Source organism: Streptomyces avicenniae, from assembly GCF_000719135.1.
In the GTDB taxonomy this organism is placed as follows: domain Bacteria; phylum Actinomycetota; class Actinomycetes; order Streptomycetales; family Streptomycetaceae; genus Streptomyces; species Streptomyces avicenniae.
Genome location: NZ_JOEK01000009.1, coordinates 42,038 through 62,567 on the forward strand (window position 1 = coordinate 42,038; position 20,530 = coordinate 62,567).

At 76.4% G+C, this 20,530-nt stretch carries 14 protein-coding genes; 12 read left to right on the forward strand and 2 right to left on the reverse strand.

Features of this window, described 5'->3' with window-relative positions; all coding sequences use genetic code 11:
* Window positions 1-114 precede the first annotated feature (114 nt).
* The 10 genes from IF27_RS15240 (at window position 115) to IF27_RS15285 (ending at window position 16,326) form a co-directional block, all read left to right on the forward strand.
* Window positions 115-1,914 carry an AfsR/SARP family transcriptional regulator gene (locus tag IF27_RS15240; protein WP_052850628.1) on the forward strand — a complete coding sequence of 600 codons (1,800 nt, stop codon included), beginning with the start codon at window positions 115-117 and terminating at the stop codon, window positions 1,912-1,914.
* 5 nt (window positions 1,915-1,919) lie between these two features.
* Complete coding sequence (locus IF27_RS15245) at window positions 1,920-4,085, forward strand: TOMM precursor leader peptide-binding protein (protein ID WP_052850137.1); 2,166 nt, start codon at window positions 1,920-1,922, stop codon at window positions 4,083-4,085.
* Window positions 4,072-6,042, forward strand: coding sequence for a TOMM precursor leader peptide-binding protein (locus IF27_RS15250; protein WP_110945926.1), 1,971 nt, complete (start codon window positions 4,072-4,074; stop codon window positions 6,040-6,042). The genes IF27_RS15245 and IF27_RS15250 overlap by 14 nt, the downstream gene beginning before the upstream one ends.
* A 17-nt stretch (window positions 6,043-6,059) precedes the next feature.
* The gene (locus IF27_RS15255; RefSeq protein ID WP_052850138.1) at window positions 6,060-7,685 is read left to right on the forward strand and encodes a nitroreductase family protein; all 1,626 of its coding nucleotides are present in this window, start codon (window positions 6,060-6,062) and stop codon (window positions 7,683-7,685) included.
* A gap of 13 nt (window positions 7,686-7,698) precedes the next feature.
* Window positions 7,699-10,464: a lantibiotic dehydratase gene (locus IF27_RS15260; RefSeq protein ID WP_110945927.1), complete on the forward strand. Its 2,766-nt coding sequence runs from the start codon at window positions 7,699-7,701 to the stop codon at window positions 10,462-10,464.
* Window positions 10,461-11,519 carry a lantibiotic dehydratase C-terminal domain-containing protein gene (locus tag IF27_RS15265; protein WP_052850139.1) on the forward strand — a complete coding sequence of 353 codons (1,059 nt, stop codon included), beginning with the start codon at window positions 10,461-10,463 and terminating at the stop codon, window positions 11,517-11,519. Before IF27_RS15260 ends, IF27_RS15265 begins: the two co-directional genes overlap by 4 nt.
* Complete coding sequence (locus tag IF27_RS15270; RefSeq protein ID WP_052850140.1) at window positions 11,516-12,622, forward strand: M50 family metallopeptidase; 1,107 nt, start codon at window positions 11,516-11,518, stop codon at window positions 12,620-12,622. Before IF27_RS15265 ends, IF27_RS15270 begins: the two co-directional genes overlap by 4 nt.
* 88 nt (window positions 12,623-12,710) lie before the next feature.
* Window positions 12,711-13,604, forward strand: a complete 894-nt coding sequence (locus IF27_RS15275; RefSeq protein WP_052850631.1) for an ABC transporter ATP-binding protein — start codon at window positions 12,711-12,713, stop codon at window positions 13,602-13,604.
* A gap of 44 nt (window positions 13,605-13,648) precedes the next feature.
* Complete coding sequence (locus IF27_RS15280) at window positions 13,649-14,404, forward strand: ABC transporter permease (RefSeq protein WP_052850141.1); 756 nt, start codon at window positions 13,649-13,651, stop codon at window positions 14,402-14,404.
* The gene (locus tag IF27_RS15285) at window positions 14,401-16,326 is read left to right on the forward strand and encodes a TOMM precursor leader peptide-binding protein (protein ID WP_052850142.1); all 1,926 of its coding nucleotides are present in this window, start codon (window positions 14,401-14,403) and stop codon (window positions 16,324-16,326) included. Before IF27_RS15280 ends, IF27_RS15285 begins: the two co-directional genes overlap by 4 nt.
* 78 nt (window positions 16,327-16,404) lie before the next feature.
* Here the strand turns inward: IF27_RS15285 and IF27_RS15290 are convergent, their stop codons facing one another.
* Window positions 16,405-16,581: a thiazolylpeptide-type bacteriocin gene (locus IF27_RS15290; RefSeq protein ID WP_052850143.1), complete on the reverse strand. Its 177-nt coding sequence runs from the start codon at window positions 16,579-16,581 to the stop codon at window positions 16,405-16,407.
* Window positions 16,582-16,807: 226 nt separating this feature from the next.
* Between IF27_RS15290 and IF27_RS15295 the strand changes: the two genes are divergently transcribed.
* On the forward strand, window positions 16,808-18,061 hold the full coding sequence (locus IF27_RS15295) for an amidohydrolase (protein WP_052850144.1): 1,254 nt from the start codon (window positions 16,808-16,810) through the stop codon (window positions 18,059-18,061).
* Between the two features lie 7 nt (window positions 18,062-18,068).
* Here IF27_RS15295 and IF27_RS15300 read toward each other — a convergent pair whose 3' ends face one another.
* A complete protein-coding gene (locus IF27_RS15300) occupies window positions 18,069-19,064 on the reverse strand; it encodes a helix-turn-helix domain-containing protein (RefSeq protein ID WP_110945929.1) in 996 nt (331 codons plus the stop codon).
* A gap of 291 nt (window positions 19,065-19,355) precedes the next feature.
* Between IF27_RS15300 and IF27_RS15305 the strand changes: the two genes are divergently transcribed.
* Window positions 19,356-20,525: a lactonase family protein gene (locus IF27_RS15305; RefSeq protein WP_052850145.1), complete on the forward strand. Its 1,170-nt coding sequence runs from the start codon at window positions 19,356-19,358 to the stop codon at window positions 20,523-20,525.
* Window positions 20,526-20,530: the final 5 nt, after the last annotated feature.

Sequence of the window (20,530 nt, forward strand, 5' to 3'; positions counted from 1 at the left end):
CCACGGCAGATTCCTGGCTCCGCTGAGCGCCGCAGGAGGATGACGGATGACACTCCCCCCACCCCCGGCCCCCCACCTCCTTCCGCCGTCGCCCGGCGGACGGCGGTAGTGGCCGTGCGGTTCCAGATCCTCGGGCCGCTGAGCATCACCGACGGGACGGAAACCGTCGTGCTCCAGCCGTCCAAGCCCGCCAACCTGCTGGCCGCGCTGCTGCTGCGGTCGGGCACCATCGTGTCGGCCGACCACCTCCAGCGGATGGTCTGGGGCGACGAGCAGCCCGCGACCGCCCGCGCCTCGCTCCAGACCTGCGTGCTGCGCCTGCGGCGCCTGTTCGCCAAGCACGCCGTGCTCGGCACCCCGATCGAGGCCGTGCCGGGCGGCTACCGCATCAGCGCCGACGCGCGCTCGCTCGACCTGGTGGACTTCCGCGAGCGCGCCAGGCGGGCCACGCGGTCGGACGGCGGGCCGGAGGCCGAACTCGTCGCGCTGCGCGAGGCGCTGGCGCTGTGGCAGGGGTCGCTGCTGGCCAACGTCCGCTCCGAGCTGATGCATCGGGACGAGGTGCCCCGGCTGCGCGAGGAGCGGCTGCGCATCGTGGAGCGCGTCTGCGACCTGTACCTGACGCTCGGCCACTGCGGGCAGGCGCTCGTGGAGCTGTGGAGCCTCACGCGGGCGCACCCGGGGCACGGGCGGTTCCGCGAGCAGTTGATCGAGGCGCTGTACCGCACGGGGCGGCAGACGGAGGCGCTGGCGGAGTACCGCCGGTTCAAGGGCTTCCTGTTGGAGTCGCTGGGCCTCGACCCGTCGCCCGGACTGCGGAAGTTGGAGCTGGCGATCCTGCGCGGGGACGACCTGGGCCCCGCCGCGGGGCCGCCCGTGCGGGCGCTGCCCGCCGCGCAGCCCGTCGCCGTACGGCGGGTGGAGCAGGCGCCGCCGCAAGGGCCGCCGCCCGTGCCGTGGTTCACCGGCAGATCGGCGGAAGTCGCCGCGCTGACAGAGCGGTTGGGACGTGAGCCGGGCGGGGCCGGCGGCCCGGTGACCGAGTTGGTGTGCGGGGCGCCCGGCATCGGCAAGACGGCGCTCGCGCAGCAGGCGGCGTACCTGCTGCGGGACCGGTTCCCCGGCGGGCGGCTCGTGCTGCGCATGACGGGCCCCGACGGCGCGCCGCGTCCGGCCGCCGAGGCGGCGGCCGAAGTCGCCACGCTCCTGCCCGCGTTCGGCCGGGCGGGGGCGCCGCGCGCGCTGCTGGTGCTGGACGACGTGACGGACGCGGAGCAGGCGCGTCCGCTGCTGCCGCCGGGCGGCGACGGCGCGGTGGTCGTCACGAGCAGGCTGGGCCTCGCCGGGCTGATCGCGACGCACGGCGGGCGGGTGCAGCGCCTCGACACGTTCCCGCCGCGCGAATCGCTCGACCTGCTCGCGTCCGTCCTGGGCGCCGAGCGGGTGGCCGCGGGGACGGCCGGTGCCGCCGCGCTGGCCGCCGCCTGCGGCCACCACCCGCTCGCGCTGGTGATCGCGGCGGCGCGGCTGCTGACGCGGCCCGCGCTGAGCATGGAGGACGGCGTGCGGTGGATCGCGGCCGACCCGCTGTCCCGGCTGTCCCTGGAGGACGACCCGCGCATGTCCGTCCCGCGCGTGCTGCGGGAGGCGCTGGGCCGACCCGACGCCGCGCTCGCCGACGCGTTCCTGACCCTGGGCGGGCTGCCGTCCGCCCGGTTCGGCGCGGCCGACGCGGCACGGCTGCTGGGCCTGCCGGAGACGGAGGCGGACCGCGTGCTCGAACGGCTCGTGGCCGCGGGGCTGTTGGAGGACGGCCCGCCGGGCCCTTACCGCATGCACGGGCTGCTGCGCCTGTACGCGCGCCACGCCCGCCACGCCGGCAGTGACCGGCTCCGACCGAGACAGAAGGTGTGACACGGATGGCAACAGCGTTCGACGAGCTGGCCGGGGTCCGTCCGCGCATCCGGCGCGACGTGCTGTTCACGCGGACGCCGGGCGGGGTGCTCTTCCACAACGCGGACGGCGGCTTCCATCTGGCCGGGCGGGGTGCGTACCGGTTCGCGACGCTGGTCGTGCCGCATCTGGACGGTTCCCGGCCGCTGGCCGAGATCTGCGCGGGGGTGGGCGAGCAGCAGCGGGCGATGGTGGCGAAGCTGGTCGGCTCACTGCTGGAACGTGACTTCGCGCGCGACGCCGCGCCCGCCCGCGACGCCGAGGCCGGTCTCCCCGAGGCGGTGCGGGAACGGTTCGCCGCGCAGATCGCGTACGTGGACCACTACACGGACGACGCGCAGGCCCGGTTCGCGCGCTTCCGGGCGACGTCGGTGGCCGTGCTGGGCGAGGGCGAGGTGGCGGCCTGGTGCGCGCTGAGCCTGGTGCGCAACGGCTGCGCGCGGGTGGACGTCGAGGCGGACGCGCCCGCCGCCCGCGCCGAGGCGGACGAGGCGGCGGAGGCGGGCAGCGGCGCGCGGGTCACGGCGCTGCCGGGCGGCGGGGACCTGGCGGCGTACGACGTCGTGGTGGTGACGGGCGCGGACGCCCTGGCCCGTACGCGGCGGCTGCTCGACGACGGCCCGCCGCCCGGTCAACTCGTCCTGCCTGTCTGGACGTTCGGCGAGCTGGCGGTCGTGGGCCCGCGCGGCGCGGCCGACAGCGTGGGCTGCGTCTCCTGCGCGCTGCTGCGCTTCGGCGCCACACTCGACGCCGCGACGGCCGCCGGGCTGTGGAGCGAACTCGCCTCGGGCGCGCGGCCGTCGGAGGGGGCGCCCGGCGGGCCGCTGGCCGGTCCCGTCGCCGCGATGCTCGGCAATCTGCTGAGCTACGAGATCTTCCGCACGGCGACCGGCGCGCTGCCCGCCGAGACCGACGGCCAGATCCTCGTGCAGGACCTCGACTCGCTCGACGTGACGGCCGAACCGCTCCGCCCGCATCCGCGCTGCCGCCGCTGCACGCCCGGCGCCCCGGCCGACACCCTCCCCGGCGCCCTGGCCGTGGCGCGGACGACGACGGTGGAGACGGCGCGCGACGCCGAGGAACTGGTCGCCGAGCTGAACCGGCTGAGCACGGCGCTGGTGCGCCCGCACGCCGGGGTGTTCACGCGCTGGGAGGACGAGGAGCTGACGCAGATCCCGCTGAAGGCGGCCCGGCTCGAACTGCCGCTCGGCCCCGGCGGGACGCGGCTGATCGCCGCGTTCGACGTGCACCACCTGGCGGGCGCGCGGCGGCGGGCGCTGCGGGCCGCCGCGCTGGCGTACACCGAGCACGCCGTGCCCGCCGCCGTCCTGCCGGGCGGTCCAGGGGAGCTGCCGGTGATGCGGCCTGGCGCGCTGACGTGCGGCACGGGGCGGGGCGCCGAGGGCGTCGCGGCCTGGTCGGCCGTGACGTCGCTGCTGACGAAGGAGCGGGCCGCCGTCCCGGCCGCCGCCGTGCGTCCCGCCGGGCCGCACAACCGTGACCTGGTCGTCCAGCGCGGCCCGGCCGGGGCAGGCGCAGGGGAGACGCCGCAGGAGGCGGCGGGGCACGCGCTGCTCTCGGCGTTGGCGCACGACGCGCTGCTGCGGGCGGTACGCGGCGCGGCGACCGTACGTCCAATACCGCCGCCGCCAGGCGACGGCGACGCCGAGCTGGTGTTCCTGCATCGGACGGCCGAGACGCTCGGCGCGCGCGTCGAGGTGCTCGACCTGGGCGAGGACGCCCGCTCGGGCGCCCACGCCGTGCTGGCGCGCCGCGCGGCGGACGACGAGGGCGGCGCCGAGTGGGCCGTCGCCTGCGACCTGACGGCCGGTGCGGCGGCGACGGCCGCGCTGCGCGACCTGCTGGGCACGCTCCAGGTCACGGCAGGGACGGGCACGCCGCCCGACACCGGCGACCCGCTGCTGCCCGACCTCGCGCCGGGCGCGATCGCCGTCACGGACCCGGCGGGACGGGCCGGGCCCGAGGCGACGTTCCCCGCGCTGCTCGACCGGCTGCGCGCCGCGGGCCGCGACGTGCTGTACGCCGACACGACGCCGCCCGACCTGCGCGCGGGCGGCCTGTACACGGCGCGCGTGCTGCTGACGTCAGGGGGCAGCGATGCGGACCGCTGAGGCGCCCGCGCCACCGGCCCCCGCCCGGGGCGGCGAGCCGGCGGACGCCCCGTACGGCGAGCTGTCCGCGCTGATCGGGCGGAGCCTGGCGAGGCTCGGCGCCGCACAGGCCGTGGACGTCGGGCCGCTCGGCAGACGCGACGCCTTCCGCGCCGCGCCGGACGCCGGTCCTGGCGTGCCCGTGCGGGTGTACGGGCGGCACGCGGTGGTCGGCCCGCTGCCCGGCGCGGACGGCGTGGAGGGTGCGAACGGCGCGGACGGCGCGCGGCCCTGCGCGCACTGCCTCGAACGCCGCTGGCAGGCCGTCCGTTCGGTGGCGCTGCGCGAGGCGCTGGAGCTGGGCGACGGCACGCGCGCGGTCGGCCGCTCCCCGTACGGCACGCCGTTCGCCGCCGACGCGGTGGCCGCCGTCGTCGCCGGGCGGACGGCGGGCGAAGGGCCGCGCGCCGCCGTGCACCTGGTGGACCTCGCGTCGCTCACCGTGCGCCGCTACCCGCTCGTCGCCGACCCCGAGTGCCCTGGCTGCGGCCTGCCCGAGCGCGACAGCGCGGAGGCGGCGGTCCTGACGCTCGACGCGGCGCCGAAGCTGCGCCCCGGCTCGTTCCGGACGCGGGAGATCGGAAGTTACGACCTGCCGACCGACGCGTACGCCAACCCGGTGTGCGGGGCGCTGGGCCCGTCCGTGGTGTACGACGTGTCGTCCACGTCCACGTCGGCGACCATCGGCAGCTTCACGCTGCGCTCGGGCGACTACCTGCGCGAGACGTTCTGGGGCGGGCACGCCGACACGTTCGCGGACAGTGTCCGCATCGGCATCCTTGAGGGCCTGGAGCGCTACGCCGGGATGCGGCCCCGCACGCGCGCCGCCGCCGTCCACGCCAGCCTCGACGCGCTGACGGCCGACGGCGCCGACGTCGTGGACCCGCGGCGCTGCGGCCTCTACTCCCCCGACTTCCACCGGCGCAACCCGCACATCACGCCGTTCACGCCCGGGCGGGAGATCCCGTGGGTGTGGGGCTGGTCGCTGAGCCGGGGGCGGTCGGTGCTCGTGCCCGAGGTGCTGACGTACTACCACACGCCGGGGCTGGCCGGGCGTTTCGTGCAGGAGAGCTCCAACGGCTGCGCCTCGGGCGGCTCGACGGCCGAGGCGGTCTACTTCGGGCTGATGGAGGTCGTCGAGCGCGACGCGTTCCTCCTCGCCTGGTACGGCCGCGCGGCGCTGCCCGAGATCGACCCGGCGAGCAGCGAACGGCCCGCGACGCGGCAGATGGTGGCGCGCCTGGCGATGTACGGGTACGAGGCGCGGTTCTTCGACACGGCGCTGACGTTCCCCTTCCCCGTGGTGACGGGCGTCGCGGTGCGGCGGGACGGCGGCCTGGGCCGGATGTGCTTCGGCGCGGGCGCCGGGCTCGACCCGGAGGCGGCGCTCGCGTCGGCGCTGTGCGAGATCGCGACCGACGCGGTGAACCTCACGGGCCGCACGGAGCGCGAGGAGGGGCGGCTGCGCGCGATGGCGGCCGACTTCGACCGCGTGGCCGCGCTGCACGACCATCCGTTGGTGTACGGCGTCCCGGAGATGGGCGCGCACGCCGACTTCCTGCTCGGATCGCCCGGAGCGCCCACGCCGCCACGGCACGGGCTGCGCGAACTGTTCCACGACGGGCGGACGTTGAGGCCAGCCGACGACGTGCGCGACGACGTCGCCGCGTGCGTCGCTGCGGTGACGGCGGCCGGGTACGAGGTGGTCGCCGTGGACCAGACGACGCCGCAGCAGAAGGACTTGGGCCTGGCGACGGTCGGCGTGCTGGTGCCGGGACTGCTGCCGATCGACTTCGGCTGGACGCGGCAGCGCGCGCTCGGCATGCCGCGCATGCGCAGCGGGCTGCGGGAGGCGGGGCTGCGGGACCGCGACCTCCTGCCCGCCGAACTCAACCCGGCCCCGCACCCGTTCCCCTGAGCTGAGGAGAGCAGACGATGGGGTACGCCCACGAATACGCCGCCGCGATCATGCGGCGCGGACGCGTCCCGATGGAGCCGGTGGACTTCGTCCCCGACTGGGCCGACGGGCCGCGCAAGACGAAGTTCTACCCCGGCACGGAGCGCCTGCCGCTGCCGGACGCGGGGCCCTGGCCCACGTCGGCCACCACGGGGCGCGGGCTCGGCGGCGACAGCCCGGAACCGGTCCTGTCGGAAGGCGAGTTCGGGCTGCCGGAACTGGCGGGGCTGCTCGGCGACTCGTACGGGCTGACCGGACGGCGGCTCGGCGTGCAGGCCAACACGGACCTCGACGCGCTGCCGTCCTACCCGCTGGCCAACTGGTCGCGCGGGACGGCCTCCGGCGGCGGCCTCTACCCGGTCGCCGTCTACTGGGTGTCGGGGGCGGGCGGCCCCGTGCCGCCGGGCGTCCACCACTACTCGCCGCGCCACCACGCGCTGCGGCGGCTGCTGACCGGCGACGTGACGGGCGAGGTCCGCGCGGCGCTCGGCGAGGGCGCGCCGGGGCCGGTCGGAGGGACCGACCAGTACCTCGTGCTCGGCGTCAAGTACTGGCAGAACGCGTTCAAGTACAACAGCTTCTCGTTCCACGCGGTGAGCATGGACGTCGGTGCGCTGCTGGGCAGTTGGCGGACGTGGGCGCGGGCGCGCGGGCTGTCCCTCGAACCGGCGCTGTGGTTCGACGAGGCGCGGCTCGCGCGGCTGCTTGGCGTGCGCGGCGCCGAGGAGGGGATCTTCGCGGTGGTGCCGCTGCCCTGGGCCGGAGGGCGGGCGGCGACGGCCGCGCCGGTGGCGGCGGGTGTGGCGCGGCGGGACGTCGAACGGTCGCGGCGGGTCGTGGAGTTCGACGCGCTGCGCGCCATGCAGGAGGCGACCTCGGCGGACGCCGCGCGGCGTCCGCCGCCGGGCGCGCTGGCCCCGGCGGCCGTCCGTCCGAGGAGCGGGGGGGCGGAGCCGCTGCCCGCGCCCGTGCCGCTGGAGACAGGGCTGCGGACGGCGCTGCGGGCGCGGCGCAGCAGCTTCGGCCGGTTCGCGGCCGGACGCCCGCTGGAGGGCGGCGAGTTGGCGGCGCTGCTCGCCGCCGCGCACGGCGCGGCGCGGCTGGGCGGCGACGCGGAGGCGGCGGGCGCGGCGGACCTGACGCGGCTGTACGTGTTCGTGAACCACGTCGCCGGGATCGCGCCGGGCGCGTACGCGTACGACCCGGCCGGGGGCGGGCTGCTGGCCGTGAAGGCGGGGCCGCCAGGACCGTTCCTCCAGAAGAACTACTTCCTGGCCAACTACAACCTGGAGGAGGCCGCCGCCGTGCTGGTCCCGGCGATCCGCACGCACGCCGTGCTGGACGCGGTGGGCGGCCGGGGCTACCGGCTGGTGAACGCGGTGGTCGGCGCCGTCGCGCAGGCCACGTACACCGCCTCCGCCGCGCTGGGCGTGGGCTGCGGGGTGGCGCTCGGCTTCGACAACATCGCGTACCGCGAGGAGTTGGGCATGCCGGACGACGACGGCGGCGGGGACGGGGACGGGGACGGCGAGCAGCCGCTCCTGATCATGATGGTCGGCCACGAGCGCCCCGCGCCTGCCGACTTCCGCTACAGGATCGCCTGAGAGGACGGACGGCGTGGACGGACGTGACGGTACGGGCGGCGGGCGCGGGCACCGCTGGGAGCTGGGCGAGCTGTTCACCGCGCGCGTCGCGGGGCTGCCGCCCGAGACGGTGCACGGGCTGCGCGCGCCGGACAGCGGCGCCTGGGCGCGGGATGTCGTCGAGGGCGACGCCCGGGTACGCGAGGCGGGCGGGCGGGTCGCGGACCTGCTGCACGGTCTCGTCGGCAGCAACGAGGACGACGACGCGCGGCGCGCCCTGCTGCGGCTGCGGCGCGAGGTGTTCAACAACCGCCTGCCGCAGGCGCCAGAGGAGGCCGTCGCGCTGGTCGCGCGGCTCGACGCCGGGGCGGGGCGTGCGCTGTCCGGCTGGCTGGCGGAGCGGGCGCGGCTGGCCGCGCGGGAGGCGGCGGGGCCCGCCGTCGTCGCCGCCGACCTGGCCCGTACGCGGGCGGCGCTGCGCGCGCTGGCCGGGGAGGAACGGCTGCGCGCCGGACTGCTGTTGGCCTCGCCCTCGCTGGACGCCGAGCTGGACGGCCACCTCGCACGCGACCCGGGCACGGGCGGCCCGGACAAGCGGGCGCGGAAGACGGAGCGGTCGCTGCTCGCCTACCTGTACCGGACGGCGTGCAAGACCAGCCCGTTCAGCACCTTCACGGGCGTCGCGCTCGGCACCCTGGCCGACAGTGAGGGCGACGGGCGCGGGCCCGGCGCGCTGGAGGCGGCGGGCCCGTGGACGAGCCACCCCCGGCTGAACGTCGCCGTCCTCGGCCGGATCGCCGAGGTGATCGTCGCCGACCCGGCGCGCCGCGCGGACCTGCCGGTCGCCCCCGCGCCCGGCTGGGGCCGGGACGAGGACCGGGTGCGGTACGTGCGCCGCTGGGTGACGACCGGCGCGGACGAGGCGGCCGTCACGTTCGACACCGTGCGGGACCGGCTGTTCTTCCTGCGGCGCAGCGGGGTGCTCGACCGGATGCTGACGCTGTTCGGCGAACGCCCCGGGCTGCGCTACGGCGAGGTGGCGCGCTGGCTGGCGGACGGCCTGGGGGAGCCCGTGCGGGACGTCGAGCGCTATCTCGCGGCGCTGTTGGACGTCGGGATGGTGCGCGTGCCGAGCCTGGACACGGGGGTGCACGACACCGATCCGCTGCGGGCGTTCCAGCGGTCGCTGCGGGCGCTGGAGCGGCCGTGGGCGCGGGAGACGGCGGACGCCCTCGACGGCCCGGCGCGCTGCCTCGCCCGCTACCCGGAGGCACCGCCAGCCGAACGGCGCGCGCTCCTGGCCGAGTTGCGCGGCCACCTCGCTGACGTGCAGCGGACGCTGGGCGCGCGGGAGCCGCGCGTGCCGCGCACCGTGGTGTACGAGGACGTGTCGGTGCCCTGGGTGACGGCGGACCGTGCGGCGTTCACGCGGGCCCTCGCTGAGCCGCTGCGGTCGGTGGAGCGGGTGCTGCCCGCGTTCGACCTGACGCTGCCCCAACGGCTCACGTTCACGGGCTTCTTCGTCGCCAGGCACGGGCGTGGCGGGCGCTGCGACGACCTGGTGCGGCTGATCCACGACTTCCACGAGGACTTCTTCGACCAGTACCTGTCGTTCACGGCGCGGCGCGACCGGTTCGACGCGCAGGGGCGGCACGTCCCTGAGGAGAACTGGCTCGGGCTGCCGCAGCTGAAGTCCCTGGACACGGCGCGGCAGGTGTTCCAGGACGGCGTGCGCGCACTGTGGGAGACGAGCGGTGCGGCCGGGGCCGGCCCGGACGGGGTGCGTGAACTGGAGCTTCCCGAGGGGCTGTTCGCCGAGACGGCCGCCGAACTGGACGGCCTGTCGCCGGGGACGGCGATCTCCGCGCACCACGTGCAGCTCGCGGACGACGAACGCGGCGGCGGCGAGCCCCTGGTCGTGCTGAACCGCTCCTACGGCGGCCTGTCGTTCCCGTTCAGCCGCTTCACCCACTGCCACGACGACGCGGACCTGGCCGCGCGCCTGCGGGCCCGCGCCCGCGCGCTCCGGCCGCCCGGCGCCGTCTTCGCCGAGGTCACCGGCGGACCTGTCACCAGCAACCTGAACCTGCACGGGCGCCTCACCGACCACGAGATCGTCTGCCCAGGTGAGACGAGCGACGCGCCGCCCGACCGCCGACTGCCCCTGGAAGACCTGACGTTGACCCACGACCCGGCCACGGAACGGCTGGTCCTGCGCTCGGAACGACTCGGCCGCGAGGTGGTGCCGGTGTACCTCGGCTACCTGGTGCCCCTGGCACTGCCGGAGATCCCGCGCACCCTGCTGCTCCTGTCGCCGACGAGCATGGCGCCGCTCGACGTGTGGGGCGGCATCGCGGAGGGCGCGGCGTACGAGGGCGTCACGCGCCGCCCCCGCGTGCGGCACGGGCGTCTCGTGCTGGCCAGGCGTAGCTGGAGCGCACCGGCCGACGCGCTGCCGCCGCGCGCGGGCACGGCGCAGGCCGGGGGCGACGCCGCCTGGTACCTGGGCTGGCAGCGGTGGCGCCGACGGCAGGGCCTGCCCGAGCGGGTGTTCGCGACCGTCAAGGACGGCGGCGCGCGGGGCGCGACGGGCGCGAAGCCCCAGTACGTCGATTTCGACAGCCCGTTGTCGCTGCTGGCCTTCGAGGGGCTGCTGCGGCGCCCGGAGGCGCGGGTGGTGTTCCGGGAGGCGCTGCCGGACGGGGACGGGCCGCGCGTCACGACCGGACGGGGCGCGCACGTCACGGAGTTCGCCGTCGAGACCGCGCGGGTGCCGCGCGGGGACGAGGAGGGGTCGTGAGCCCGACCGGAGCGTGGCAGGCTGTCCATGTCCATTACGCGGCCAATCCCCGGCCGTTGCTGCTGACCTGCGTCCGGCCGCTCGTCGCGGAGCTGACGGCGGACGGTCTGCTGGACGGCTGGTTCTTCATCAACTACTGGCTGGAGGGGCCCCACGTGCGCCTCCGCCTGCGCCCGGCGTCCCCCGCGGCCGAGCCGGAGGTCAGGGCGCGGACCGAGCGGGCCGTTGACCGCTTCCTCGCCGCGCGCCCGGCGCTGTACGAGGTGGACGCGGGCTTCCTCAACGGCTTCTACAACCAGCTGTTCGACATCGAGTTCAGCGGCGAGGACCGCGCGCCGCACCTCGACGGCGAGGGCCGGATGCGGCTGCGGCCCAACAACTCGCGTACCTGGGAGCCGTACGAGCCCGAGTACGGCAAGTACGGCGGCGCGGCGGGCGTCGCGCTCGCCGAGTGGCACTTCCGGCACTCAAGCGAGCTGGTCATCGACGCGCTCCGCGACAAGAACCTGCATCTGCGCACCGTCCTGCTCGGCACGTCGGCGCAGCTCATGATGGTGATGTCCGCCTGCTTCGTCGCCGAGGACGAGGCGCTGTCCGGCTACCTGGACGACTACTACACGTTCTGGCACCGCGCGTTCCCCGGCACCGGCTTCATCGGCAGCACGGCGTACGAGCGCAAGGCGGACGAGGTGGCGCCGCCGCTGGCCCGCTGGTACGCGCGGATCAGGGAGGCCGTCGCCGCGGGGGAGCCTGGGCGGCTGCCCGCGTTCCTCGCCCGCTGGGCCGCGCACTGCGCCGAACTGGCCGCGCGCGTACGGGAGCTGGCGGACGGGGGCGGGCTCACGTTCCGCTCCTGGGACGGCGAGCGGGACGAGCGCGTGACCGACAGGGACGAGGCGCTGGTCCGGCTGCTCTCGCCTTATATGCACATGACCAACAACCGGCTGCACGTGACGATCCAGGACGAGGCGTACCTCGCGCACGTCCTGGGCCGGGCGCTGCGCCTGGAGCTGCCGCCGCGCGCGGCGGCCGGGCCCGCGGGGCGGGAGCGGTGAGCGCCCCCGGGTCCCTGGCGGGCCTGCGGCCCCGGCTGCGGCCGGGCGTCCTCGTGAGCGAGCCGCTGCTGTCGGGGCCGCGCACCGTGCACCTGGTGCGGGAGCCGGACAGCGGGCGGATCTTCGAGGTCGGCCCGCGCGAGCGGTTCCTGATGGAGCGGATGGACGGCGCGCGGACGCTGGACGAGCTGGGCGGCGCGTACGCGCGCGAGTTCGGCCGCAGGCTGGGCGAGGCGAACTGGCGGCAGTTGCTTGCGCTGCTCGGCGGACGCGGCCTGCTGGCGGGCGGCCCGGCCGGGCGGCCCGCGGCGGACGACGCGCCGCCGACGCCGCGCGGGGTGCTGCGCGGCAGCGTCCGCCTGGTCGCCGACGCGCACGCCACCGCGGGGCGGCTGCACCGCGCGGTCGGGTTCCTGCTGCGGCCGGTCCCGGCCGTCGTGCTGCTGGCGCTGCTGACCGGCATGACGGCGGCGCTGGCCTGGCACCTGCCGGAACTGGTGGACGGCGCGGCGTCGGTGTTCCGCAACCCGGCGCTGCTGCTGGCGGTGGCGACGGCGCTGTGGTGCAGCACGGCGCTGCACGAGTTGGGCCACGCGGTGACGGCGCGGCACCACGGCGGCCGGGTCGGCGAGATCGGCCTGCGCTGGCGGCTGCCCGTCGTGATCATGTACTGCACCGTGGACGACTACCCGTTCCTGCGCACGCGGTGGCGCCGCATCGCGGTGGCGGGCGCGGGCGCCGTGACGAACCTGCTGTTCCTCGCGCCGTTCTTCGTGTGGTGGCTGCTCTCGCCCGAGGGCGACACGCGCGCCGCGCTAGCGGGGCTCCTGTTCCTCGGCACGCTCCAGGCACTAGCAATGCTCGTACCACTGCCGCCGCTCGACGGCTACACCATCGTCGGCCAGGCGCTGGGCGCCACCCGGCTCGCGGCGTCGAGCCGCGCCTACCTCGCGCTCGCGCTGCGCCGCGCCCCCGCCGCGGCGGCCTACCCGCGCCGGGCGCGGACCGCGTACACGCTGTACGGCCTGTGCGCCCTCTCGGCGGGCGCAACGCTGCTCGCCGCGCTAGCACTGCTCGCCAACGCGCTGCTGACAGCGTCGTGACACCGTGAAGGAGACACCCGTGGCCCACCCACCCCGGTCCGCAGGACAGGACGACGGGACAGGCGCGCCCGCGCCGCCCCCGGCGGTCGTGCTGGAGGACGTGCGCAAGACGTACGGCGACGTACGGGCCGTGGACGGTGTCTCGTTCACCATCGCCCGGGGCGAGTTCTTCGGCCTGCTCGGGCCGAACGGCGCGGGGAAGACGACGCTGATCGAGATCATGGAGGGGCTGCGCAAGGCGGACGCGGGCACGGTCGGCGTCCTCGGCACCCCGCCCTGGCCCCGCGACACGGCGCTCCTGCCACGGCTCGGCGTGCAGACACAGGCGTCGGCGTTCTTCGTACGCCTCACCGCGGCCGAGCACCTGCGGACCGTCGCCGCGCTCTACGGCGCCGACCACGACGCGGCGGCACGGACGCTGCGCACCGTCGGCCTCGACGAGCAGGCGGACATACGCGTCGAGGACCTGTCGGGCGGGCAGCGCCAGCGCCTCGCCATCGGCGCGGCCCTCGTCCACGACCCCGAGCTGATCTTCCTGGACGAACCGACCGCCGCGCTCGACCCGCAGGCCCGCCGGTCGCTGTGGCGGGTGCTGCGCGACCTGAAGCGCGCGGGCCGCACCATCGTCTACACGACGCACCACCTGGACGAGGCCGAGGCGCTGTGCGACCGGGTCGCGATCATGGCCAAGGGCCGCGTGACGGCGCTGGACAGCCCGAACCGCCTGATAGCGGGCAGCAGCGCGGTGACCCGGCTGCTCGTCCCCGCCGACCGGCTGGACCTGGGCGCCGCCCGGGAGTTGCCCGGCGTGCTGCGGGCCGACCTGGACGGCGACGTCGTCGTGCTCCAGGCGGCGGACGCGGGGCCGGTCCTCGCGGCCGTCGCCGAGGTCGCCGGGCTCCAGGGCGTGCAGACACGCACGGCGACGCTTGAGGACGTCTACCTCGGCCTGACAGGACAGACCGTCGGGGAGCAGCTGTGACCACCGCACGGGCCGCCCGCCCGGCCGACCGAGGAGCCACCGGCATGAGCGCCTACACCGCGCTGCGCGGGGCGGGGTACCGGGCGTACACCCGGGACCGCACCACGCTGTTCTTCACGTTCGCCTTCCCCCTGCTGTTCCTCGTCGTGTTCGGGCTGATCTTCAGCGGCCAGGAGGTCGAGGAGAGCGGCAGGCCGTACATCAGCTACATCGCGCCAGGCGTGCTGTCGTGGGGCGTCGCGAACGCGGCCGTGTTCGGCATCGGCTTCACGCTGATGCAGTGGCGCCGCGACGACATCCTGCGGCTGATCAGGATGACGCCGACGCCGCTGGGCGCCGTCCTCGGCTCCCGGTACGTGCTGGCGGTGGGCATCGGGGCGGTGCAGGGCGTGGTGTTCGTCGCCGTCGCGATGCTGCCGGGCTTCGGCCTCGCACTCGACGCGGGCTGGCCGCTGGCGCTGCCCCTGCTGGTGCTGGGCGTCTCGGCGTTCCTCGCGATCGGCGCGATCGTCGGGACGTACGCGCGCACGCCGGAGGCGGTGGCGGCCGTCGCCAACTGCCTGATGGTGCCGATGGCGTTCCTGTCCGGCTCGTTCTACCCGCTGGACGCCATGCCGTCGTGGCTCCAGACCGTCTCGTGGGTGCTGCCGCTGCGGCACCTGAACGACGGGGTGTCCGCCGCGCTCACCGGCTCGGGGGGCCTGGGGGACATCGGGCTGGCCGCCGCCGTGCTCGTCGCGTTCACGGCGGTCCTCGGCGTCGTCGCGTTCCGCACCTTCCGCTGGAGCGACCGGCCATGACTGTCACCGCACCGCCACGGGAGACGCCGGGCGCGGCGCCGCTCGCCGAGGGCCGCGCCCTGCTCCAGGCCGCGCTGCGGCGCCGCTGGACGGACGGCGGCCGTCCGGGACCGGCCCCGCACGTCGTCCCGCTGGGCGCGGCCGACGTCCTCACGCCAGGCGCCGATCCGCACGCGGACGAGCGGCCCGCCGCCTTCTTCCACCTCGCGGCGCGCGCCGTGCTCCTCGGCCCCTGGGGCGGCGGGACGGGCGCCGCGTGCGGGCAGTGCCTGGCGATGCGCTGGCAGCGGCTGCGCACCCGCTCGGAGCGCGAGGCGCTTGAGGGCGGAGCGGAGCCCGTCGGCGCCACGGGCTGGCCGCTCGTCACGGCGCACGCGGCGGACGCCGTCTGGGCGGCGGCGCGCGCCGTCGCCGCGCGGGCAGGGCTGCCGGGGCCGTCGCGCGTCACGCGCATCGACCTCGCGACGCTGGCCCTGGTCACCGTCCCGCTGCTGCCGGAGCCGCTGTGTCCGCACTGCGTCACGCCCCGCCCAGCCCGGGCCGAGGACGGCGTGCCCGACCTGTCGGGCGCGGTCAAGCCGGAGCCTGGCACCTACCGGGTACGGCCCACCGGTGCGTTCACGCTGCGGCCCGAGGCGCTGGCCAACCCCGTCTGCGGAGCCCTCGGCGCCCGCACGCACCTCAACCCGGCCTCCACGACGACCGCGCCCGTCTCCGGCAGCAACTTCGTGCGCGGCTACGCGGGGCTGAACGACGTCACGTGGAGCGGCCAGGGCGACAGTTACGCGACGAGCCGTACGCTCGCGTTCCTCGAAGGTCTCGAACGCTACGCCGGGACGCACAACCGGCGCGGCCTGCTGCCGGTCACCGCCTCCTACCGCGACCTGGCGCGCGCCGCGCGGGGCGGCGGCGTGGGCGTGCTCGACCCGGCCGACTGCGGCTTCTACGCACCGGAGACCTACCGCGACGACCCGATGGTGGCGCCGTTCGACCCCGACCGCCCGATCCCCTGGCTGCACGGCTACTCGCTGCGCGACGAGCGGCCGGTGCTCGTGCCCGCCAGGCTGGTGCACTACGGCGCGGGCCTGGCCGCCGACAACTTCGTCTTCGAGTGCTCCAACGGCTGCGCCACCGGCGGCCATCCGGCCGAGGCGGTGCTGCACGGGCTGCTCGAACTCGTCGAGCGCGACGCGTTCCTCGTCGCCTGGTACGGCCGCCGCACGCCCGGCCGCATCGACCTCGCGTCCTGCCGCACGCCCGCGATCCGCGCCGCGCTGGACCGCGCCGCGCTGCTCGGCTACGACGTGCACGCGTACGACACCCGCGCCGACCTGCCGGTGCCCGTCGTCACGGCGCTGGCCGTGCGCAGGGACGGCGGCCCCGGGCTGCTGTCCTTCGGCGCGGCGGCGGGCTTCGACCCGGAGCAGACCGTGGCGGGGGCGCTCGGCGAAGTCCTCACCTACATCCCGCACCTCGCCTTCCAGGTGGGGGAACGCCGGGCCGAACTCGACGCGATGGCCGACGACTTCGGGCTCGTGCGCCAACTGCGGGACCACGCGCAGCTGTACGGGCTGCCGCGCATGGCACGGCACGCGGAGACGTTCCTCGCGCCGTCGCCCGCCCGCCCGTTGGGCGAGGTCTTCGCCGACTGGGAGCGCGTACGGCCCCGCACCACGGACCTGGGCGACGACCTGCGGCTGCTGCGCGACGAGTTGGCGGGGGCGGGGCACGACGTGCTCGCCGTCGTCCAGACGACGCCGGAGCAGCGGGCGGCAGGGCTGCACACGGTCGCCACGCTCGTGCCGGGGCTGCTGCCGCTGGACTTCGGCTGGGCGCGGCAGCGCGCCCTGCTGATGCCGAGGCTGCGGGCGGTCGGCGGCCAGGACGCGGGGCGCGACCCCGTGCCGCACCCGTTCCCCTGAGACCGGGCACCCGAGCACGACGACGGCCCTCCCGGCGCGGTGGAGCACCGGGAGGGCCGCGTCACGCGGTGGCCTGGATCAGGCGCTGCACGAGGTCGTGCTCGTGGTGCTGGAACAGGTCGAGGTGGAGGAGCAGGACGTGGAGGCGGCGAGGACGACCTCGGCCTCGTCCGAGTAGTCCGAGATCTCGAAGGTCTCCGACTCCAGCTCCAGGATCTCGTCGGCGAGCGTGGACAGCTCCGGCTTGTGCGACATGACGCCTCCTCGGGTCGGGGCGGGCGCCGGTGTCACCGGCTGCGGCCCGCCGCCGTCCCATTGCAGCGCGCCCCGGCGGCAGGACGGCCCCGGTTCCGCTGACAGGTCGCTGACACCCGGTGTCAGCGACCTGTCCCCACGGCGCGCGGCGGGCGGGGCATGCTGCGGGGAGGCGGAGGCACGGGAAGGCCGGGGAACGGCCGGGGACGGCGGAGAGGAGCCGGGCATGGGCGTCGCACCCGACGTGCTGCGGGCCGCCGTCGAGCTGTATCTCGCCCTGCACACGCACCCGGAGCCCGCGGGCGCCGAGGAGCGGACGGCGGCGCGGCTGGCCGCCTGGCTGCGCGCGGACGGGTACGACGTCACCACCGGCGTCGGCGGGCACGGTGTCGCGGGGGTGCTCAGGCGCGGCGACGGGCCCGTGGTCATGCTGCGCGCCGAACTCGACGCGCTCCCGGTGCGCGAGGAGACGGGGCTCGCGTACGCGAGCGCGATCCCCGGGATGATGCACGCCTGCGGCCACGACCTGCACCTCGCCGCGCTGGCGGGTGCGGCCCGCGCGCTCGCCCGGGACGGGGAGTCCTGGCGCGGCACGCTCCTGGTCGTCGGTCAGCCCGCCGAGGAGACGCTCACCGGCGCGCGGGACATGCTGACGGCTGGCCTGTACGGCCTGTGCGGCGTGCCGGACGCGGTGCTCGCGCAGCACGCGGCGCCGCTGCCCGCCGGGACGGTGGCGCACGCCCGCGGGCCGGTGCTGGCGGGCAGCCGCACCCTGGACGCCGTCCTCCACGGCACGGGCGGCCACGGCGGCACGCCGCACCTGACGGTCGATCCGGTGCTGGCAGCGGCGGCGGCCGTGCTGCGGCTCCAGGGGATCGTCTCGCGGGAGACGGCGCCGTCGGAGCAGGCGGTGCTGACGGTCGGCCGCCTGCGGGCGGGCGAGCTGGCCAACGTCGTCCCCGACCGGGCAGAACTGTCCTTGAGCCTGCGGGCGTTCGGCGAGGAGACGCTGGAGCGGATGACGGACGCGGTGCGGCGCGTGCTGCGGGCGGAGAGCGACGCGTCGGGCTGTCCGCGCCCGCCTGAGCTGACGGTCACGGCCCGCTCCCCCGTGCTCGTGCCCGACGCGGAGCTGACCGGGCGCGTACGGGCCGCGCACGCGCGGCGGCTCGGCGCGGGCGCGGTGCTGGAGTGGCAGCCGTCCACGGCGGCCGAGGACTTCCCGTGGTTCGGCCCGGCGGGGGCCGAGCTGCACGGCGGCGCGGCGGTGCGGACCGCGTACTGGATGCTCGGCACCGTCCGGGCGGCGCGCTGGCGTGCCGCGCGTGAGCCGGGCGCGCCGCCGCTGCCCGGGAACCACTCACCGGCGTTCGCGCCCGACGTGCGCACGGCGCTGCCGACCGGCATAGGGGCGCTGGCGGACGCGGCCAGGGAGGCGCTGGGGGCGGGCGTGCCGTCACGGAGGGTGGGCGCGGGGTGAGGGTCCGTCAGATCCAGCCGCGCTCCCGGGCGAGCAGCGCGGCCTGCGGCCGGGTGGACGCCCCTAGCATGCGCATGACATCCGCAAGGTGACGCCGGTAGGTGCGCACCGAGACGCCCAGGTCGCGGGCGCCCGCCTCGTCCTTGCCCACGGTGCACATCAGGTGCAGCACGCGCAGTTCCGCGTCCGACAGTCCTGGCCGCCGGTCCGCCGGGGGGCGCACGGCGAGGGAGACGTCCTCGGCCTGCTCCCAGATGCGTTCGAACAGCCCGGCGAGGCTCGCGACCAGGACCCCGTCCCGCACCAGCAGCGCCCGCCGGGTGGCCTGCCGGGGGTCGAGCGGCATGAGGGCGGCGCGCCGGTCGTAGACGACGACGTGGTCCGACATGTCGGCGGCCACCCGCACCCGGGCGCCATGGTGGACGAGTTCGCCGAGGTAGGCGGCGGTGGGCTCGTGCGCGAGCGCGGCGGCCGTGACGACCGTGCGGCGGCGCACGCCACGGCGCAGCGCCCTGACGTCGCGGGCCGTCACGCTCCCGGCGTGCTCGGGCGTGAGGCGGACGCGGGGTTCGGCGGAGACGATCTCCTCGCGGGCGAAGAAGGCGAGGTCGTCCATCCGGTCGTGGATGGCGCTGCCGCCGTCGAGCTGTTCGACGGCCTGGCCGGGGGCGGTACGGCGGGCGGTCTCCGCGCGTAGCGTGTCCAGGACGTGGCGGTACTGGGTGATGCGCTGGATCTCCTGGTACATGGCACGCAGCCGCAGCTCGCTGAGCCGGGCGAGCGCGGTCTCGGGGTCGGCGGCGGTGGTACAGCCGGGGGTCTCGCCGGGTCTGAGCAGGCCGAGGCGCGTCAGGCGGCCGAGCGCGCCGCGTACGGCGTCGCGGTCCGCGTCGAGTATCAGGTGGAGGCCGTCGGCGGCCGTGTCGGGGTGGCGCAGGAAGTGGCGGTACACGGACTCCTCGGTCGGGGAGACGCCGAAGTCCGCCAGCTCGTTCGCATGCACGTCTGACACTCCTGTGGGGGCTGCCCGTTCGGGGAGGCACGGGCGGAGAGCGGAAGGCGCCGGGGGGTGGCCCGGGGTCCTGATGTTCCTGCCCGTTCGGGTCCGGCGCCGAACACGCGGGCGACCACCGCCCGAACGGCGCACGGCCGCCGCGTCGCGGCGGCCCCCGGCGCGGGGCGGGGGGTACCGTCACGCGACGGAATAGTTCCTATTGGCACATTTCCGTATTTTTCAGCCATGGGTGTGACGGACCGGCAGGACCGGCGCGCGCCCACCGTCCCGAGGGGATACATGAGCCGAACCACCCGCGCCGCGCGACCCGTTCACCGTGGACGCACCGCCCACCTGACGCGGGCCGCCGTCACGGTCGCCGCACTCGCCCTGGGCTCGTCCCTGGCCGCGCCCCCCGCCGCGGGCGCGGCGGCGCCCGAGCCGTCCGCCGTGTTCGTGCAGGACAACGACCTCGAAGGCAACGCGATCATCGCCTACGAGCGCGCCCACGACGGCACGCTCACCGAGCGCGCCACCTACCCCACCGGCGGCGAGGGCGGCGCGCTCGACGGCGCGGTCGTCGATCTCCTCGCCTCCCAGGGCTCGCTGACGTACGACCCGGGGCACGAACGCCTCTACGCGGTCAACGCGGGCAGCGACACCCTCACCGTCTTCCACGTCAGGGGCACGGAGCTGAAGCGCCTCCAGGTGCTGCCCACCGAGGGCGACTTCCCCGTCAGCGTCACCGCGCACGGCGACCGCGTGTACGTGCTGAACGCGCTCGGCGGCGGCAGCGTCCAGGGGTACGCGTACGAGGACGGGCGGCTCGCGCGCGTCCCCCGCGCGCACCGTGACCTCGGCCTCGACCCCTCGGCCACGCCGCAGTTCCTCAACACGCCAGGACAGGTCGGGTTCACGCCGGACGGCTCTGCGCTGCTCGTCACCACGAAGAACAACGGCGACCGCGTGCTGCACTACCGGATCGACGACCGCGGGCGGCTCGCGGCGCGGCCCGTCGTCACCGAACTGCCGGACGCCGCGCCGTTCGGCTTCGCCTTCGACCGGGGCGGGCGGCTGGTGCTCGCCGAGGCGGGGCCAGGCGCCGTCGCGCTGTTCGACCTCACCCGCGGCGGCCGTCTGCGCCTGGTGGACGAGCAGGTGACGGGCGAGGCGGCGACCTGCTGGGTGGCCGCGGGCGGGCGGTTCTTCTACGCGTCGAACGCGGGCAGCAACACGGTCACCACCGTCCGCGGCGACCGCGGCGGGAACCTGACGTCGCTGGGCAACACGCCGACGGGGACGGGGCCCATCGACGCGGCCGTGTCGCCGGACGGACGGCACCTCTACGTTCGGACGGGCGGCTCCTCGACCGTGGACGTGTTCGCCATCGGGCGTGACGGGAAGCCTGCCCCGGCCGGTTCGGTGCCCGTGCCGGGCGGCGTGGGCGGCGAGGGCATCGCCGTCGTCTGACGGGA

Coding starts and splice junctions, on each gene's coding strand:
- IF27_RS15305 (WP_052850145.1), top strand. CDS start 19,356: ATGAGCCGAACCACCCGCGCCGCGCGACCCGTTCACCGTGGACGCACC.
- IF27_RS15255 (WP_052850138.1), top strand. CDS start 6,060: ATGGGGTACGCCCACGAATACGCCGCCGCGATCATGCGGCGCGGACGC.
- IF27_RS15250 (WP_110945926.1), top strand. CDS start 4,072: ATGCGGACCGCTGAGGCGCCCGCGCCACCGGCCCCCGCCCGGGGCGGC.
- IF27_RS15285 (WP_052850142.1), top strand. CDS start 14,401: ATGACTGTCACCGCACCGCCACGGGAGACGCCGGGCGCGGCGCCGCTC.
- IF27_RS15290 (WP_052850143.1), bottom strand. CDS start 16,581: ATGTCGCACAAGCCGGAGCTGTCCACGCTCGCCGACGAGATCCTGGAG.
- IF27_RS15280 (WP_052850141.1), top strand. CDS start 13,649: ATGAGCGCCTACACCGCGCTGCGCGGGGCGGGGTACCGGGCGTACACC.
- IF27_RS15295 (WP_052850144.1), top strand. CDS start 16,808: ATGGGCGTCGCACCCGACGTGCTGCGGGCCGCCGTCGAGCTGTATCTC.
- IF27_RS15245 (WP_052850137.1), top strand. CDS start 1,920: ATGGCAACAGCGTTCGACGAGCTGGCCGGGGTCCGTCCGCGCATCCGG.